At 40.4% G+C, this 18193-nt stretch carries 19 protein-coding genes and 4 tRNA genes; 9 read left to right on the top strand and 14 right to left on the bottom strand.

The annotated features are described in order from the left end of the window. Positions 1-351: 351 nt before the first annotated feature. From IEV39_RS02315 to IEV39_RS02305, 3 genes are all read left to right on the top strand, one after another. Positions 352-1773, top strand: a complete 1422-nt coding sequence (locus IEV39_RS02315) for a purine-cytosine permease family protein (RefSeq protein ID WP_005287309.1) — start codon at positions 352-354, stop codon at positions 1771-1773. A gap of 466 nt (positions 1774-2239) precedes the next feature. After that, on the top strand, positions 2240-3064 hold the full coding sequence (locus IEV39_RS02310; protein ID WP_212749903.1) for an SDR family NAD(P)-dependent oxidoreductase: 825 nt from the start codon (positions 2240-2242) through the stop codon (positions 3062-3064). A gap of 606 nt (positions 3065-3670) precedes the next feature. Beyond that, positions 3671-4261, top strand: a complete 591-nt coding sequence (locus IEV39_RS02305) for a helix-turn-helix domain-containing protein (protein ID WP_005287316.1) — start codon at positions 3671-3673, stop codon at positions 4259-4261. A 71-nt stretch (positions 4262-4332) separates the two neighbouring features. Here IEV39_RS02305 and IEV39_RS02300 read toward each other — a convergent pair whose 3' ends face one another. The 7 genes from IEV39_RS02300 to IEV39_RS02270 all read right to left on the bottom strand — a co-directional run bounded on the left by IEV39_RS02300 (position 4333) and on the right by IEV39_RS02270 (position 8121). Beyond that, positions 4333-4776 (bottom strand): acetyltransferase, encoded by a 444-nt coding sequence (locus IEV39_RS02300; protein ID WP_005287319.1) that lies wholly within the window; start codon positions 4774-4776, stop codon positions 4333-4335. A 333-nt stretch (positions 4777-5109) separates the two neighbouring features. Further along, positions 5110-5183: transfer RNA gene (locus IEV39_RS02295), tRNA-Trp, on the bottom strand. Between the two features lie 69 nt (positions 5184-5252). Next, positions 5253-5337: transfer RNA gene (locus IEV39_RS02290), tRNA-Leu, on the bottom strand. Between the two features lie 149 nt (positions 5338-5486). Next, positions 5487-5560 (bottom strand) — tRNA-Trp (locus IEV39_RS02285). A gap of 68 nt (positions 5561-5628) precedes the next feature. Continuing rightward, positions 5629-5713, bottom strand: a tRNA-Leu gene (locus IEV39_RS02280). A gap of 106 nt (positions 5714-5819) precedes the next feature. Then, positions 5820-6638: a protein kinase domain-containing protein gene (locus IEV39_RS02275; protein ID WP_005287322.1), complete on the bottom strand. Its 819-nt coding sequence runs from the start codon at positions 6636-6638 to the stop codon at positions 5820-5822. Then, on the bottom strand, positions 6613-8121 hold the full coding sequence (locus tag IEV39_RS02270; protein WP_005287325.1) for a DUF3336 domain-containing protein: 1509 nt from the start codon (positions 8119-8121) through the stop codon (positions 6613-6615). Before IEV39_RS02270 ends, IEV39_RS02275 begins: the two co-directional genes overlap by 26 nt. 174 nt (positions 8122-8295) lie before the next feature. On the opposite strand from IEV39_RS02270, the gene IEV39_RS02265 reads away from it, so the two are divergent. The 4 genes from IEV39_RS02265 to IEV39_RS02250 all read left to right on the top strand — a co-directional run bounded on the left by IEV39_RS02265 (position 8296) and on the right by IEV39_RS02250 (position 12051). Then, positions 8296-9171: an ATP-binding protein gene (locus IEV39_RS02265; RefSeq protein WP_005287328.1), complete on the top strand. Its 876-nt coding sequence runs from the start codon at positions 8296-8298 to the stop codon at positions 9169-9171. A gap of 116 nt (positions 9172-9287) precedes the next feature. Next, positions 9288-10385, top strand: coding sequence for a DUF6670 family protein (locus tag IEV39_RS02260; protein ID WP_005287331.1), 1098 nt, complete (start codon positions 9288-9290; stop codon positions 10383-10385). Between the two features lie 182 nt (positions 10386-10567). Then, positions 10568-11146 (top strand): TetR/AcrR family transcriptional regulator, encoded by a 579-nt coding sequence (locus IEV39_RS02255; protein ID WP_005287334.1) that lies wholly within the window; start codon positions 10568-10570, stop codon positions 11144-11146. After that, complete coding sequence (locus IEV39_RS02250) at positions 11143-12051, top strand: DMT family transporter (protein WP_005287337.1); 909 nt, start codon at positions 11143-11145, stop codon at positions 12049-12051. The genes IEV39_RS02255 and IEV39_RS02250 overlap by 4 nt, the downstream gene beginning before the upstream one ends. Positions 12052-12054: 3 nt before the next feature. On the opposite strand, the gene IEV39_RS02245 is transcribed toward IEV39_RS02250, so the two are convergent. From IEV39_RS02245 to tsaD, 3 genes are all read right to left on the bottom strand, one after another. Then, positions 12055-12399, bottom strand: coding sequence for a hypothetical protein (locus tag IEV39_RS02245; RefSeq protein WP_005287341.1), 345 nt, complete (start codon positions 12397-12399; stop codon positions 12055-12057). 122 nt (positions 12400-12521) lie between these two features. Continuing rightward, positions 12522-13025: a hypothetical protein gene (locus IEV39_RS02240; protein ID WP_005287343.1), complete on the bottom strand. Its 504-nt coding sequence runs from the start codon at positions 13023-13025 to the stop codon at positions 12522-12524. 198 nt (positions 13026-13223) lie between these two features. Then, the gene (tsaD, locus tag IEV39_RS02235) at positions 13224-14231 is read right to left on the bottom strand and encodes a tRNA (adenosine(37)-N6)-threonylcarbamoyltransferase complex transferase subunit TsaD (RefSeq protein ID WP_005287346.1); all 1008 of its coding nucleotides are present in this window, start codon (positions 14229-14231) and stop codon (positions 13224-13226) included. Between the two features lie 144 nt (positions 14232-14375). On the opposite strand from tsaD, the gene rpsU reads away from it, so the two are divergent. Both rpsU and IEV39_RS02225 read left to right on the top strand, forming a co-directional pair. Then, positions 14376-14591 carry a 30S ribosomal protein S21 gene (gene rpsU, locus IEV39_RS02230; protein WP_004652785.1) on the top strand — a complete coding sequence of 72 codons (216 nt, stop codon included), beginning with the start codon at positions 14376-14378 and terminating at the stop codon, positions 14589-14591. Positions 14592-14618: 27 nt separating this feature from the next. Continuing rightward, on the top strand, positions 14619-15065 hold the full coding sequence (locus tag IEV39_RS02225; RefSeq protein WP_004652784.1) for a GatB/YqeY domain-containing protein: 447 nt from the start codon (positions 14619-14621) through the stop codon (positions 15063-15065). A 79-nt stretch (positions 15066-15144) separates the two neighbouring features. On the opposite strand, the gene IEV39_RS02220 is transcribed toward IEV39_RS02225, so the two are convergent. From IEV39_RS02220 to IEV39_RS02205, 4 genes are all read right to left on the bottom strand, one after another. After that, the gene (locus IEV39_RS02220) at positions 15145-15504 is read right to left on the bottom strand and encodes a hypothetical protein (RefSeq protein ID WP_005231428.1); all 360 of its coding nucleotides are present in this window, start codon (positions 15502-15504) and stop codon (positions 15145-15147) included. A gap of 40 nt (positions 15505-15544) precedes the next feature. Then, positions 15545-15910: a GFA family protein gene (locus tag IEV39_RS02215; RefSeq protein ID WP_005287350.1), complete on the bottom strand. Its 366-nt coding sequence runs from the start codon at positions 15908-15910 to the stop codon at positions 15545-15547. A 28-nt stretch (positions 15911-15938) separates the two neighbouring features. Next, positions 15939-17351 carry a M48 family metalloprotease gene (locus IEV39_RS02210; RefSeq protein ID WP_371873703.1) on the bottom strand — a complete coding sequence of 471 codons (1413 nt, stop codon included), beginning with the start codon at positions 17349-17351 and terminating at the stop codon, positions 15939-15941. A 155-nt stretch (positions 17352-17506) separates the two neighbouring features. Continuing rightward, positions 17507-18094 (bottom strand): 1-acyl-sn-glycerol-3-phosphate acyltransferase, encoded by a 588-nt coding sequence (locus IEV39_RS02205; RefSeq protein ID WP_005287356.1) that lies wholly within the window; start codon positions 18092-18094, stop codon positions 17507-17509. Positions 18095-18193: the final 99 nt, after the last annotated feature.

Below are 18193 nucleotides of genomic sequence, written 5' to 3'. Positions count from 1 at the left end.
CAGATATAATATTGAATTGGATAAAATTTTATCCAATTCATAAACCAATATTGAAATACATCAGATTTATCGTTTTTTATTTCTATTATCTCCTTCAAATTAATAAAATACTTTTATATTCAGTGCATTAAAAGATTATTATCGCTTTCCCCTTTTAAATCTATTGCTTTTTTTTTAGTGATCAGGTTATTTTAAAAAGCCAAGTTGTATATACATGAGTATTCATGTTTACACATAAGACAATAAAGCAGCAAGAGGCATATTGAGTATAAGTGGCTTCACTATGCTCAGTTTGGCCGCTGATCAATGCCAGGATTGATAGGAAATATTGAATAATAAAAGGAACTTTCGATGCAACAAAGCAATGATATTGATCAACAACAGCAAAATAGTTTTATAGAAAATCGCTCTATAGACTTTATTCCTGAAAACGAAAGACATGGCAGTGTATTCAGCCAATTTACCCTGTGGTTTGGAGCGAATCTACAAATCACTGCAATCGTTACGGGCGCCTTGGCTGTTGTACTAGGTGGAGACGTTTCCTGGTCAATTATTGGTCTTATGATTGGACAGGCATTCGGTGCTTCGATCATGGCCTTACATGCTGCGCAAGGTCCAAAACTTGGTCTCCCACAAATGATCTCAAGCCGGGTTCAGTTTGGGGTATATGGTGCCTGTATTCCAATTTTTCTGGTCAGTCTCATGTATATTGGCTTCACCGCCACCGGGACAGTTTTATCAGGACAAGCCATCGCCAAACTATTCAATATAAGCAATATTTCAGGAATTGTTATTTTTGCCTCGATTATTATTGTTCTGGCAACAGTGGGGTATAAAGCCATTCACTGGATTGGAAAAGTTGCCAGTATTTTAGGAATGGTTACTTTTTCGATTATCTTAGTCAAAATGATGCTGATTGTTGATCTTGGCAGCTTAATGTCCGTTAAACATTTCAACTGGTCAACATTTTTGCTTGCTGTTTCTCTTTCAGCCTCATGGCAAATCGCCTTTGGACCTTATGTTGCAGATTATTCTCGTTATTTACCTAAACAGACCTCATCATCCAAAGTATTCTGGGCGGTGGCGTTAGGTTCGTTTATCGGTTCCCAAATTTCGATGACCTTAGGTGTATTCATCGCCCAGATTGCTCAAGGGAACTTTGTTGGAAATGAAGTCGCTTATGTCATCGGTCTAGGAAGTGCTGGTGCCATCGCTACCTTACTTTATTTCAGTATTGCTTTCGGAAAACTGACGATCTCAACACTCAATTCATACGGCTGTTTCATGTGTATTGCCACGATCTATAGCGGTTTTAAAGGTTCTATAAATATCACTAAAAAACAGCGTTTGATTTCAGTGCTAGGCATTGTCGCGATTTCAACCGTTATTGCTATCTTAGGTGAGCAATCTTTTCTCAATACCTTTAAATCCTTTATTCTTTTCTTACTCACATTTTTTATTCCATGGAGCGCCATTAACTTAGTGGATTACTACTTCATTTCTAAAGAAAAATGTGAAATTTCAGCCCTGTTTGATCCCAATGGTATCTATGGTCGCTGGAATATGATCGGCATCGGTTGCTATGTTGCAGGTATTCTGTTTCAGCTTCCGTTTATTCATACCAAAATTTATCAAGGAAAAATTGCAGAGTTATTAGGTGGTGTAGATCTGTCATGGATCATGGGGCTATTTTTTACCGCATTGCTCTATTTCGCTTGTCAAAAGATCTTTTCCGGTATCAAACAGCACCAGCTTAAATCCAATACGCTTTAGCCCCCAATCAAATTCATGATTTGAAAAGTAACAAGGCCACTTTCTTGTTACTTTTTGAAAATTACTCTGCACAAACCTACAAAAAATTAAATAAAAATTCTCAATCTATGACCTCAATATTTATTTCAATAAAAAATTTAAAAAACATATCTATAAAATTAAAAATAAAACCCAAATTATCAAAAATTAAATCCCAAAAAGATAAATATTGTTTTTATTTGCATCCTTATATTTTAATAAATCATATTGAAATTTAAGATACACAAGTAAAATCAAATACATAGTATTTAAAAATTCACGATAAAATTTATTAATAATAATTCCTATAATACATTTCGTTGTTATCATATTGACCATAAAAAATTTTATCTTTAAGGTAACTTACAAAATAAAAGTAAATTTTAAAATGAATTTTTAAGGTAAAAATCTAAAAACTTTTATTCATCACTTTGTGATTAAACTCTATATGCCAACTGTAGTTTTTTTAATAAAACTACTTTTTTTAAATAAATCTAGAGATAGAACTATGGAAAGATTTAAAGGGCGCCGTATCTTGGTTACAGGTGCAGGATCCGGGATTGGTCAGGCCACTGTAGCAAGATTGCTTGCTGAGGGTGGCACCGTCATTGCAGCGGATATTTCAGAGGCTGGTCTAAAGAAAACCACCGAACAGGCAGAAAATAATGGTAATGCAGAACGTTTGTTAACTCTCACCATTGATTTAGCAGAGGAACAACAGGTTCAGGAGAAAGTCGGCAATATCATAGCTCAAGTTGGTGGTTTAGAAGTCCTTGTTAATGCCGCTGGAATACTCAGGGGTGCACACTTTTTAGAAACCAGCTTAGAACTTTGGAACACGTTAATTAAAGTTAACCTCACCAGCACATTTCTGGTTACACGACAGGCGCTCCCCGCTCTTCTTAAATCAGGAAAAGGCGTTGTCGTTAATTTTAGCTCCACGTCGGCAAGTTTTGCCCATCCTTATTTTGCCGCTTATGCAGCGACTAAGGGAGGAATTCAGTCTTTTACTCATGCTATTGCATCAGAATATGCAAGCCAGGGCTTACGCGCTGTAGCTGTAGTCCCCGGAGGTATCGCTTCAGGTATGACCAACACATCTCCTCTACCAGAAGGCGCCGATTTGAGTTTATACGCTAAACATACCCCAGCAATTCCAGGTGGTTATGGTTCACCTGATTCTGTAGCGGGTGCAATTGCCATGTTAGCCTCAGATGATGGTGAATTTATTACAGGTACAGAACTACGCATTGATGGTGGTGCGCATATGTAATCCTGACTTTGAAAATATTTCAAAGTGACCGACAAAGCTGTTGATCCTTTTTCATTTTAAACGGCATACCATTAATGCCGTTTGTTTCTTAACTTTTTACTTGGAGAGTACCTGAATTTTTTATATCACTCTCTCCGCTATAGAAACCCTCATTTGATTTAATTATAAGATTTTATTTCTGTAAAAATGAAAAAGTCTTTAGCTAGGAAAATAATAAACTCTGGTGTTATATGCCTTAAAAGAATTGAAAAGCTAGAATAAATATAGGATTAAAACATCATCACATCATTCACTGTTTATCAAAACAAGTACAGTATAAGTCTAGATCGTTATGCTGAATCTATTACTGATTTTTTCAGGAGAAAACCATACTTTTTATCCTACAATAACTCAATATCTAAGGGCTGTGGACAAGACAAAAGGCTCAATAACAAGGTAAATCCCCTATATCAATACCAACTCATAATGCCCTATGTTCAGCATCAAAACAGATTTTGTAGAAACAAAAAATACTCATTGTACTCGTTTGTTTCTATACCAATTTTATGCAACATTCATCTCATTTCTGTCGCATAATATGCCTGTCCGAAATTGCAGGTTCATCTCATGGTTGAAAAAGCTGACAGTCAGATGCTTGATAATGAAATTGCTCGTTTACTACTTAAGCAAAGAAAAAGTAAGGGATGGACTGTTGCCGAATTAGCACAATATTCAGGCGTCAGCCAAGCCATGATCAGCAAGGTTGAGCGCGGGGCTTCCAGTCCAAGTGCAGCCATTCTCAGCCGCTTGGCCAGTGCCTTGGGCATTACCCTATCCAAATTATTTGCAGAAGCTGAACTCAGCCAAAACACACATGTATTGGTCTCTAAAAAATCGCAACAACACTATTGGACAGACACACAATTGGGACTTACCCGCTGGTCAATCTCGCCCGCAGGCGCAAATCCGGAAATGATTAAAGTCGAAGTTCCACCGGCAGGACAATTCAGCATTCCTTCAAGCGCATACCAGCATCTTAATGGACAAACCATTTGGATATTAAGCGGACAACTTGATATTCAAGTTGATACACAACGCTTTCATCTGGAAACTGGAGATTGCATCGCACTCACTCAACCTGCAGATTGCCAATTAACCAATCCTGATAATCAACAACCTTGTGTTTATATGGTGAGTTTTGGCCAGAAACAGAGTTAGCAATGAAGGGTCAAAACCAGATTTCACCCCTAATCAGCTAACCCAGTAGCTATGATTTAATAAAAATAGTATTAAGCCTTGGAGTTAATCGCAAGATGTAATAATGGATAGGCTCGGCCTTGACTATCAAGTTCTGAGCGTCCTGTTACCTGAAAACCGAGATGTTGATAAAATCCAACCGCCTGCTGGTTTTGCTCATTCACATCAATGGTAAGATTAGGATATAGCGTTAAAGCATGAGATACCAAAAACTTTCCAACGCCTTGTCCACGGGCTGTGGCAGCAATGAATAATGCTTCCATATGCCCTTCATGCAAGAACATAAAGCCCAGCGGTTGATCTTCCGGATTTACAGCAACCCATACAGGCGTCTCTGAAAAAAAGCCAACCACCTCTTTCTCAATTTCAAGACGATCTTCAGGCTTAAGAAACTGGTGAGTTGCATCAACAGAACTTTTCCAGATTGCAATCACCTCAGCACCCTCATCCGGACGCGACATACGAATATCTAACATTTTATATCTCTTCACATAAACTTAAAATTTAGGCAAAGAATTCCTCTAGAATGAATCATTCACCATGAATTTAATTTACTATAGTGAATAAATAATTACAATAGTAATAAAAATAAAGTCTTTTTATCCATTCATACTAGTTGATTGTAAAACCGTCATTTTAAATTTTTCAAATCCACAGAATCTGCTGCCAGTACTGATTGAATCACCTGCATTTCAATTTGAATGCAAGATTTATAAAAGATAATACGCTTTTTAAAAGAGAGATGAGATAAGGACATATCACAGACAAATAAAAAAGCCCTTGTTTTCACAAGGGCTTTTTTATTTATTTGGCAGAGGATCAAGGACTCGAACCTTGACGAACGGTTTTGGAGACCGTCATGCTACCATTACACCAATCCTCTATAACAGCATGGTTATTGCCTAACAGGCTTAACCATAAAAAAAGCAAGATGGCCTTGCTCTTTTAAATTTGGTGGGGGCGAAGAGACTCGAACTCTTACACCTTGCGGCGCTGGAACCTAAATCCAGTGCGTCTACCAATTTCGCCACGCCCCCGATGGGTGTGTATATTAGAGAGAAACTTTGCTCATGACAAGCCCTTTTTATAAAAAAAACATGTCTATGAAACCTAATGCTTTTTTAATATACAACTGAGAAAATAACAGACATAAAAAAAGGACTTTATAAAAAGTCCTTTTCAGATTTGGCAGAGGATCAAGGACTCGAACCTTGACGAACGGTTTTGGAGACCGTCATGCTACCATTACACCAATCCTCTATAACCGCATGATTAAAGCCTAAAAGACTTAACCATAAAAAAAGCAAGGTAACCTTGCTTTTTAAATTTGGTGGGGGCGAAGAGACTCGAACTCTTACACCTTGCGGCGCTGGAACCTAAATCCAGTGCGTCTACCAATTTCGCCACGCCCCCGATGGGTATGCATATTAGAGAGAAACGTTCTTCATGACAAGTCTTTCTTTTAAAAAAACCACTCAAATGAACATATAATATTCAAATCAAGGTGTTATGTTTACTTTTAAAGCAAAATTAGCGTATTGAGGCGTGTTTTTATCGCGTCAACACAATCAAATCGATGTTGAACATGTTTTTCCAGCAACCCTTTTAACACGGGGGAAAAACACTGTAATTGCTCGGGAAGCTGGATCTGGAGTTGCTGACAATGCAATATCGCCCAATCATGATAGCTTTTGGCGTGTAATCTGCTTTGTGTCAACCATTCATAAACAATAATACCGAAGGCATATAAATCGCTTTGCACGCTCTTGCCTGCACCCTGAAACAGTTCTGGGGCCATATAATGCGGTGTTGCATTCAAGGTCGTGATGGACTGCCCTATCTTAACGGTCTGTTCAAAGTCGATCAGCCTGCAACCGTTATCATATAAGCGAAAATGTTCTGCCTTTAAATCACCATGAATCCAGCCCGATTGATGCAACTCATTTAATGCATCTAAGGCCTTCAGCAGCTTTTGCCGTAGTTCTTCAATATTGCTCAAATCCTGCATAGGTGTAAAAAAATCTTGCGCAGCAAGCGTGATCAAGCCTATTTCATCACCCTCACAATCCAATAGGGGTGTGAACGGGTTAAGCTGAACGATCTGATGCGGTAACAAAAAGTGTTGCCCAGCTTGCTGCTGGTAAAACTCCAGCTCGCTTAATAAAGCCTGTTTTAAACCGGTATGGGTATTTGAACGATGGAATTTCAGCCAGTATTGCTGCTGGTTAATTTCAAAAGTATATAAACGACGCCCAAAGGCATAGCTTTGTGCTTTGGTCACTAAAGTTAAGTTTTCAAGTTGACTCTTGGGATCACAGATCCACGTAGTAAAACTCATTCTGCTGCTTTTCTTCCTGCTTTCGCAATGATGTTAAACAATGCTCAATGGTTTTACCAATCCGTGCATGAGTTTCAATGGCAGAAACTTTGGGCCAGGTAGCCCGCTCACCTTCTCGCTGCAAGATTTTGAACAGTTTTGGCCGTGGATTTTTCAGCATATAGCTATAGTGCCGTAAACCGTATTTGGCAATGATATTCACATCACCATAATAACGTTGTCCCAGAATACCGTAGCCATGATCCAGCGCACGGCGGATCGGGAAAAAGCTTCCCACATAATTACGTGTCAGATCCATCACTTCCAATGCAATCGCTTTGCCTTGACGGCGCACAATCCGCTCAGGCCAGCTCAAGACATCTCTACGAAAGCGTTCAGAATCACTTTGCATAAACGGCACAATGTGCGGATTGACCTGACTGGCGATGGTGTAATTAATATTATACAGCCGTGCCATTTTTTCCTGCGGGAAATCACTACGCATACTGCCATCCACCCATTTAGTGTTGGCCAGATATGGAGTATGCTGCCCGTCATAACGCTTACTGGTCAAATGCACAGGTGGAAATAGCACCGGGACCGCACAAGAAGCCAGTACTGCACTCCATACCAACACATTCGGTGCAGTTAATGCATTCATGATCCGCGGACTTTGCGCCGTGTTATAGGGTGCAATCACAATATTAATATGACGGTTGGACTGCTGATAAGCTTCAGCAAAGGTGACGTCGCCCAAGTTTTGCATCAGGAACTGTTTTAAATACATGACATCGGCGAAACCGCCACGTCCCTTGACCAGTTCACTTATTTTCCTGAACTTGAATGCATCACTAAAAAAATGCTCTCCTTTGAGCAAGTCGGGCACCTGATCCGAGGTGGAGACGCCCAGCATGCCGGTCATGATGGCCCCCGCACTGGAGCCGGACAATACCCGTGGCATTAAATCCTGCTCGAGCAAGGCCTTACATACGCCGGTATGAAACAGTCCCAAGGTAGCGCCACCAGAAAACATCAAGGCTGGCTGTCCATAGGCTTTCTGGCATTCTTCAAAAAACTGGATTTTTTCCTTTAACTGAAAGGTAATACATTCACTAGAGGCAAGATAACGAAAACAGTCACTCATTTCCTCGACATAATTTTCAATAATCTTTTTTGTTCCGATATAGGTTTGCGCAAATAACATTGGATGACCAATATTGGCAAAGTCATAAGACAAGCCTTCTCTTAATACATAAATCAGATCAAGTGTCCGATGCTGAGTGCGATACTTTTTTAATAGGTTATAACGCTTGGATAAAATTTCGGCATCAAAATAAGGCGAGTCATTGTCATATTTCCATACTTCATGACCCGATTCTTCGTCCAGTTTTAGTGCAATTTCCTTCCATTCATCATAAGAGTTTGCGTGCCGTAAGTGTTCTTGCAATACATCAACCCTATGCGACTGATATGTATTCTTTTTTTCCTGAACTCTATTGAACATTCGCGATCCTGTTTTTCAGCATATTTTTTGAATTCTTGCACCTATACAATGCAAAAAGCTGCTGTAACAATCAAGGGTAAAATCGATTTATTTCGATATTTCTGATGAGATCTTCTTTCTTTCAGAAATAGCAATGTTAGTATCACTATTCATCATTAAGTTTGGTTTGTATTTATGGCGATCCTTGATTTACCCGAATCTATTCTCCAGTCTTTATCGAATGTCCTAACACAACTGCAGCAAGTTCTTCCTGCACCAAAACAGCCGACTGATTTTTCTGCGATTGCATTTCGATGGGAAAATCAACAACTGGTCGCAATACAACAACCCAAGCAAATGTATCTGGAAGATTTAAAAGGGATTGAACGCCAGAAAGAGAAGATTATCCAGAATACCTTACAATTCCTGAATGGCTTGCCGGCCAATGATGTATTGCTCACTGGCTCTCGAGGCACAGGGAAATCGTCGATTGTACGTGCCCTGCTTACCGAATATGCAGCGCAAGGTTTACGTTTGATCGAAATTGAACGCGATGATCTGTCAGACTTGCCTAAAATTCAAAAGCTAATTGAAGGGCGCCCTGAGAAATTTATTGTCTATTGTGATGATCTGGCTTTTAACGCCGAAGATGAAAACTATCGCAGTCTAAAAAGCGTTCTGGATGGTTCCCTGCAATCTGGCTCAAGCAATTTTATTATTTACGCCACCAGTAACCGCCGTCATTTATTGCCTGAATTTATGCATGAGAATACCCCGGTACGGAAAGTCGATGTGCCGCAATATACGGAACTGCATCCACAGGAAGCCATTGAAGAAAAAATTTCACTTTCGGATCGGTTTGGCTTGTGGCTATCCTTCTATCCTATGGATCAGCAGCTTTATTTAGAAATCGTTGAACACTATATCGTGAAAGCCGATTTGGAGTATAACGAGCTGGTACGTGGTGAAAGTTTAAAATGGTCTCAGGCCCGTGGACAACGTTCCGGACGTGCCGCCTACCAGTTCTCAAAACATTGGATTGGTTCACAAAATTTAGAAAAAATTACCTAAAAAGTTAAATATTGAGTTGTCCTCTAAAGCTGTGGTTTTGTCCTCATTTCCGCTTAGCAATGGCAATTGTTTTCCCTAACCTACTTCCCTGCGTAAATAGAGTTTAGGAAAATGAGATGAAAAAACAATTGCCACCAGCCTCCCTGACCAGCAAAATATTAGGTAAAAGTCTATTGCTTGCTCAGGGCACATTAGATAAAGCGGTCAAGTATTCAACAATCCCTTTTTCCGCCCCTGAAATCATCCGTCCAAGAACAGAAGAAAAGTTTTATACCTGGACGCATTATGGAATTTTCTTTCCATTGTTGCCTGAACCGCACCGTTATTTAAATATTATGATCTTGCTTGGTACGCCTGGTGCACTGGCTTTTGACCATGATGATATTACCTTGGGCAATCCACGAGAAAGCGCAACCTTCTTTTCAAGCACGGCTGCTGTAGATGAACATCTGTTAAAAGCCTATATCATGCCTGAAAATGCGAATATTCAGGAAGATGGCACGTTAATCGAATTGGGCGAAGAGGTTTCAATTCAAGGCACATTACCACATATTCACCTCAAAGGTGCTTATCATGGCCTCAGCTTTGAATTTGAACTGGATGTCAGCGATCAAATTTCATGGTTTATCAAAACCCCGATTTATGATCATTTCAGTCTATTAGCCAGCTTCAAAGGTCAACTTGAGTATAAGGGCAAAAAAACACCTGCTGAAGGTTTATGTACCTATGAATATGCGCGCGCAACTGGTGCTCATATGGTCGCTAAAAAACTCATACCTGAAGCTTATAAACTACCGCTGGATTTCTTCACGTATCAGATTATTAATCTTAGCGAAACAACGCAACTCTTATTAACCAAGGCTGACATTCTGGGGAAACCTGCTGCATATAGCTTGCATATACGTCATACTGATAAACCAGCTGAAATTTATACTGAAGTTGAATTTAACGTGATTTCTCATCAAATCGAGGACTATGTTTCACCAAGCGGTAAGAAAATGCGCTTACCGCAAGTGTTTTCATGGTCTGTTAAAAATAAGGCCAATCAAAAGGTACTGGAAATTACAGCAAAAATTGATAGTCCGTTCCGTTATGGTCATGGTGTGGGTTACGCCAGTGCTTATACCTTTACAGGTGAATATTTAAATGAGCCTGTTCAAGGACGTGGTTATATTGAATATGTAGATGTCGAAGACCAAAAAGCATTTCAATAAACATTCTATTTAGAAGTTAATATAGCAATAAGCCTTTGAAAATATTAGAAGGCTTATCTACTCTCTCATTTCTCTCGCCGCTTCATCGCTAAAAAATTGCTGTCTGTTTAAGGATTCATACTTGCGAATAAAATAATTTTTACCTAATATTAGGTAGATCGGTATACATAAGTAATTTTACGATGAGTTCGAAATCAGCAAAACAAAAAATTCTGGATGCAGCATCCACCCTGTTCTATAACGATGGCATCAGTAATACAGGCATCAACAGCATTACAGAGAAAGCCAACGTGGCGAAAATGTCTTTGTATAATAACTTTGCTACCAAGTCAGATCTGATCACCTGCTATATCGAAGCACGTCATCAGGAATGGCTCGACTTATACGAAAAACGAAAAGTCCAGATTAAAACCCCTCTAGATGGAATTCTGGCCGTGTTTGATGCCTATCAGGATCATGCCGAATTTGCCTATGAAAACGGTTTTCGTGGCTGTGGCTTATTGAATGCGGCAGCAGAATTTCCTGCTTATAGCCCTGAGCGATTAGTTGTAAAAAACCATAAAGACGAAATTGAAGCAATTTTAGCCGGCCATTTAAATCAATTAATCCACGATGCTGAGCGAGTCAAAGAACTGGCATTACTACTTTCTTTTCTTCTTGAAGGATCGATTGCCCGCGCAGGTTTGGAAAGTTCCAGCGACAAGGTATTTGCAGCCAAACACATGGCTCAGCGTTTATTAGAACAAGAGATCACAAATTGAATAGCTCAATCAATATAAAAGCTCATTATGGCTTTATTGCAGTGTTAGTGGCCTCTATTTTATGGGGAACTACAGGGACGGCTGCGTCCTATGCACCGAATTTAAGTCCTTTGGCCATCGGCGCAATTGCCATGGGTGGTGGTGGGTTGTTACAAGCCTTGCTTGCCCATAAAGATATTCGCAACCATTTACCGCACATTCGCGCTTACTATCCATTATTATTGATCGGTATGGTCTCGGTCGCGATTTACCCATTGGCGTTCTATTCATCGATGCGTATGGCGGGGATTACCATTGGCACCGTGGTTTCAATCGGTTCAGCCCCTTTATTTACCGCATTACTAGAAAAGTTTTTTGATAAAAAGGCACTTTCTGGCAAATGGTTTATCAGTTTCGTTTTTGGTGTCGCCGGCGTTTTACTGTTATCCATTGGCGAATCTCATTCTCAGGGATCAACACATACTATTGCGACAGACCAGAAAAGCCTTGGCATTATTCTCGGATTGATCGCTGCCCTGACCTATTCTTTATATTCCTGGGCTGCAAAAAAGATGATTGATCGTGGCGTTGATTCCAAAGCCTCTATGGGTCTGATCTTCGGTTTTGGGGCCTTAATTCTATTACCGACCCTATTTTTTACCGGGACCAACCTGTTTGATGAACCGGTAAATCTTTATGTGGTGGGTTATATGATGCTGATTCCGATGTTTCTCGGCTACCTATTATTTGGTTATGCGCTAAAAACCATTTCAGCCAGCACCGCCACCACACTAACCCTATTTGAACCACTGGTTGCAGCACTATTTGCCGTCTTGCTGGTTGGCGAACAACTGGCACCTATTGGCTGGCTGGGTATGGTGTTGATTTTTGTGTGTCTGGCATTGTTGTCTAAAGCTGATCGTTAACGGTTAATCACTTAGAAAAATTGCTAAGCCATTAAAATCAATAAATAGTAATAAAGCGCACACAAAGCTAAAAGCAATGATTTTCCCATTAAAGAACAATGCTACTTTGGCTAGTTTTTTAATGGGTTCATCTTTTTTCAATCCAATGATCGAAAAAATGATGCCAATAAAATTACAGATAATTGAAATAATCCATGCCAGCAAAAAGAATAAATGAATGGGTGGCATTTCACAGATTCGATCAGTTGTACATGGAATACTGAGAACATAAATTGAAAAAATTGCTGCTGCGACAACTATAATTATACTTAACCATGCACAACCATTGGCTGCTTTAATCACCCACATTATTGGTTCCTTTTTATTTATACATTATTAAAAAACACTGAAATTATTTGATTATTAAAAAAATTGAGTACTATCGATGCAGAGCAAGACATTGTCTCTGCATCGAAAATAGAGCTTAAAGATTAATACTCTCTTGCTAACTTTTCTAAAGTGGTTAGCATTTTTCTGACCACACTTCTTTTATGATGCAACATATTCTTAATGTTACTTGGATTAAAACCCGTCAATTTTGCGATACCACGACTGGTCATGTATTCACCAGTTTTCGCAAAGTGCTTTTCACTTAACTCAGTTTTCGCATTAGAAAAACGAACTGCCAGCTTATAATCATTAAACTCAGACCATGCACCTGTCTTATATTCATCCGCATCAAAGTTGCTTTTCTGCTGAGTCGGTTTCTCGCGCAGAATATTACTTAAGCGATTAATGATAATTTTTTCTTCACTTTGTTCAATTAATTGATAAAGTTCAGTTTCTTCAAATGGTCGACCTAAAGCGATATCTTTCCGATATTGTTCAACGATTTTTTCTTTTGATGCAACCTTGTCCTCACCTTTTTGAGTGAGGCATAGAATCTTGAATAAAGATTCTAATCGGCCACATGTAAAAATATAAGAAATTTTCAACTTTTGTACTCCACAATGAGTTTTAGCTCATCAAAAATAAATAATATATCCAATACTTTATAACATAGCGCGGGCCTCAAACCTGTGCCATGTATATCAATCAAGAATCTGATTTGTAAATATAAGAATAGTCCAGTAAATCCAGAGATCTCCGGATTTACTCATCGCTCCACAACCAATTAAAAGGAAGCGTTTAATTTAAGTCGGTTTTAACTCGGTCATCGGCCAGCGTGGTGTGGTGGTCACCGCCAAACCATCCTGCTGTCCTGCTTTTAATCGCTGGTATCCGGCAAAGGCAATCATGGCGCCGTTATCGGTACACAACGCAGGCTCGGCATAATAGACTTTAGCCTTTATCTTCTTCAGTGAGGTCTCTAATTGCTCACGCAAACGCAGATTGGCACTGACTCCACCCGCAATCACCAAACGTTTTAAACCCGTTTGCTTTAAAGCTTTCACAGATTTTTTTGCCAGCGTATCGACAACTGCCTCTTGGAAAGAGGCAGCCACATCCGCATCCCGATTTTCTTCACCCAGCTTTTTCAGTTGTACCGAAACTGCTGTTTTAAGACCACTAAAAGAAAAATCCAGACCTTGATGCAAGATTGGGCGCGGGAATTCAAAAGCTTGTGCATCGCCCTGTAACGCCAGCTTCGCAATATTCGGTCCACCCGGATAAGGTAGCTTCATCATTTTCGCGACTTTATCAAAGGCCTCACCCGCAGCATCGTCAATTGATTCACCGAGTAATTCATACTGACCAATGCCATAAGCCGCCATTAATTGGGTATGCCCGCCAGAAACCAGTAAAGCCACAAACGGAAATTCCGGTGGAGTTTCCGAAAGTAATGGTGCCAGCATATGACCTTCCATATGGTGTACACCAATCGCAGGCTTATTCAGCGCAAAGGCTAAGGTACGACCAAATAACGCACCCGTCATAAGCGCGCCCATGAGACCTGGGCCACGGGTATAAGCCACTGCGTCAATCTCTTGCTTGGTGACACCACTTTGCTCAAGCAGTTGATTCATCAAGGGAATCATTTTACGAACATGATCACGTGAAGCCAGTTCAGGCACCACACCGCCATATTCAGCATGCAGTTTGATCTGGCTATAGAGAACCTGTCCACGTAAGCCGAGCTCGCTATCATAGAGTGCTAACCCAGTTTCATCACACGAAGTTTCCAAGCCCAAAACAATCATTAAACTGCCTTTACAACGATCAAAAATAATATCCGAGCTATTATAGACTTGTGATCTGAGTTGTAAATGAGTAAAATACTGACCTTCACTTGCGATCTAGTGCATAGTGCGTTAGATCTTATCCATTATCTTAGAGGATTTTACATGCCACAAGTTAAGTTGAAAGAAGGCGAACCAGTAGACGTAGCTATCCGTCGTTTCAAACGTTCATGCGAAAAAGCGGGTGTTTTAGCTGACGTTCGTAAGCGCGAATTCTATGAGAAACCAACTCAAGAACGTAAGCGTAAAAAAGCTGCTGCAGTTAAGCGTTATCAAAAGAAATTGACTCGCGAATCTGTACGTACTACTCGCCTTTACTAATTAATTTGTGATTGACTGCTGAAGACTATGAATACTTTAAAAAACCAGATTACTGACGTGTTAAAAAACTCAATGCGTGCCAAAGATATGGCAACAGTAACGGTGATTCGTGGTGTACAGGCAGCAATTAAGCAAATCGAAGTCGATGAGCGCATAGAGCTTGACGATGCTCAGGTTCTTGCGGTCATTGAAAAGCAAATTAAACAACGTAAAGAATCGATCAAAGCCTTTCAAGGCGCTGGTCGTGATGATTTAGCTAGTAAAGAACAAGCCGAAGTTGAGGTTATTTCTCAATTTCTACCAGAAGCTATGACTGAGGAAGAGCTTGATTCTATCATTGAGCAAACGATTGCTGCTCAAGAAGCTACTAGCATGAAAGATATGGGTAAGGTGATGAATTCTCTACGTCCGATCATAGCCGGGCGTGCCGATCCTGCACAAGTATCTGCTAAAATTAAAGCAAAATTAAGCTAATCTGCTTAATCCCCCCTTTATATAATTTATTTAATTCAAAAATTGGATTCATTGCAACAATGAACCCAAAGCCGCTGTTTTATTTAAAATCACACTGAACATGATATTTCGCGAGCATTTGCATCTCTTTCGATTCTGCAACCTGCTTGATGAGATCCTGTCTGGTCATACTGGCATATTGTGCCGGTAATGATGAGCGATTTTGTTCGATCGCATCCGACATATCCTGAATATAACGCTGATTTATCTGGCAATATTTGGCCTGCTGCTCAGGCGTAAATTGTGAGGTTTGGGGATTCAAGCTGCGTAAAAAACTACGGATATCCTGTGCATAGCTACTACGAATTTTATCGACTGCATTTACATATTGCTCAACAGAAGCTGCTGAACTCATCCCCACTGCACTTAATGCACAAATTAAAACTAAAATCTTTTTCATAAATGTTCTAAATGCTCAGCCATTGCTTACGCAGGCCATCTTATCTTAATTCAATAAAATTTGGTTTATGCTCAAGAAAAAATTCTTCTTTCGGTGCAGGGATATCACCTTCCGTCACTGTACCCAGACGTAAACGGATGACATTCGGCAAATCAATACGATAAGAATAAAGCGGACTGGCACAGTTTTGACAAAATACACGTGCCTTGTTCGGCGTATGAAAATATTCTTTCAGTTGCTCACGCCCGCAAATTAGCTCAAATTTACTTTGCTCAAGCGGGCTGTTCCAGCCTGCAATTGCACCTTGAGCCTGCTGGCAATGCATGCAATAACATAAGATGCTGTTTTCAATTTCCCCATGATATTGATACTGCACCGCACCACACAAACATTGCCCTTTGATCATTTTATTTTCCTTGGGGTCTTAGCTGGTTTTAGATTTTCATACGCCGTTCATCTTGCATTTGTTTTAGGCGCGAGTCAATTTTGGCTGACATAGCCAGATTTCCTTTTGCCAAGCGCTGGGCATGCAGCATCGATTTAATCGCATTTTCCTCATATCCCGACCAATACTCGGCTTCTGCACGATAGCACAGCACATTAATCGCCTGCAGCGAAGAACTCTTATCCAGATTAGTGGCACGCTGCAATAATTGCCAGCCTTCAATATCTCTTTGGTTCTTATGAATAAAACGTTGTACCAAAGCTTGTGCCTGCGCGACCTGTCCTTGACGAATCAACACCTCTGCCAGTTTATAAGACAATGCCCGGTTTTCAGGCATGGTTCTTTGTACTGAAACAATACTATTACTGGCCTGCTCTATTTTATTTTGCCCCAAATAAATATCTGTCTGGATCAAAGGAATCAGCACATGATTTTTTAATCTTGTTTTAACCAGATCCAGATTTTCCTGAGCCTGCGTATAGTCACCGCGCTCTAAATAGAATTTGCTGAGTGCAAGTTGTGCTGCAGTATTGTTCTGGTTGGCCAGTGCCTGTAACTGGATTTCTGTCGCCTGATTAGACACAACCAAGGTATAGAGTTTTAGAATTTCAAAATCGAGATCGTAAATTTTTGATTTAACTTTCGGCAGTTGATTCGCCCGCAATCGTGCTTCGCTCATACGCTCAGTGGTTAAAGGATGGGTAAACCAAAAGTCTGGTAAAAAGCTAACCCGACTGGTTGCACGATGCATGGTTTCAAAATAGTCCGCCATACTTTGCGGATTATAGCCAGCAGCATACATAAACTGCATACCGATACGATCTGCTTCACGTTCCTGATTACGACTATAACTCAGCTGCTTGTCCATTAATGCGGCTTGAGTTCCCAGCATGACCGCCGAACCCGCATTGCTATCTGCCTGAGAGGCAATGGCGGCACCGACAAGAATCCCCGCCAATGCCAGTAAGCCCTGCCCTTTAAATGCTTCTTGTGAACGACTGTAGTGTCGCTGTGCCACATGCGCGATCTCATGCGCCATAACGCCCGCAATTTCATCCAGATTTTTTGCCGAGGTAATCAGACCGGTGTTTAAGGCAAATAAGCCACCCGGTACCGCAAAAGCGTTAATTTGAGGATCTTTTACAATCACCAGCCCAATCGGCTGGCCCAGTTGGGTCTGGCTTAAAATACCTGAGAAAACTTGTAAAAACTGATCTTCCAGCCATGCATCCTGCACGGTTGGCATTTGACGATGGACTTCACGATACACCTTTTCGCCAATAAATTTTTCTTTTTGCTGGTCGAGTAAACCGATACCGCTGCCAATTTCAGGTACTTCTGTTTGCCCAGCCGTCACTGTCGGCAAAAACACCTCTGTATGACTCAATTGAGTTGTGGCCAGTAAGCCACATGCAAGCAGCAACGATCTCAAGGGGTTTCTCTATGATTTTAATAAAGAAATTTAATATAGCACTGAAAAAAGGAGAAATTTGCAACAATGTGTTATAAAAGGCAGAAAAATCCTGCCTTATTTTATGATTTTTGCAAGCAGCTTATTTATTCCGCTGTCATATAACGCTGGTCTACACTGAATTTTTCCGGAAATTTACCTTGAATTCCCGCATAAAAAGCCATGATTTCCGCCATGTCTTTTTCATAATCCCCTGTTGGATAAACAATTTTTCCTACACCGGTCTTTTTCTTGGCATAATCCATATAAGCCAAAGCAATCGGCACACCCGCAGTGGTCGCAACATAATAGAAGCCCGTCTTCCATTGTTCCTGTTTTGCTCGCGTTCCTTCAGGGGTCACCAGCATCACCAATTTAGGATGTGTCTTAAACAGATTACTCATGAGCTGAACCATACTTGGACGCTCCTGGCCTTGCTGCTTGACACGACGGTCAATCCCGATTCCGCCCATCGCACGTACAAAAGGACCAAAGGGTAATTTCATATAACTGTCTTTAATGGTGATACGTACATTAACCCCTAAGGCTTTTAGGGCCAGACGTGCATAAAGCGCATCCCAGTTGCTGGTGTGCGGGGCTGCAATCATGACACATTGATCAATATTCAGATCCCAATGATTGTCAATTTCCCAGCCCATTAACCCTAAACTTTGTTCAGCTAATTTCTCAAACACCAGACACCCCAAGATGAAGTCACAAAGGGCGCAAGTGTAGCAATATCCATCAATTTAGAAAGATCGTCCAGTACAATAATCCAGCGATTAAATGCTCAG

Origin of the sequence: Acinetobacter courvalinii (genome assembly GCF_014635545.1) — a bacterium.
In the GTDB taxonomy this organism is placed as follows: domain Bacteria; phylum Pseudomonadota; class Gammaproteobacteria; order Pseudomonadales; family Moraxellaceae; genus Acinetobacter; species Acinetobacter courvalinii.
This window is presented reverse-complemented; position numbering and strand designations above follow the sequence as displayed.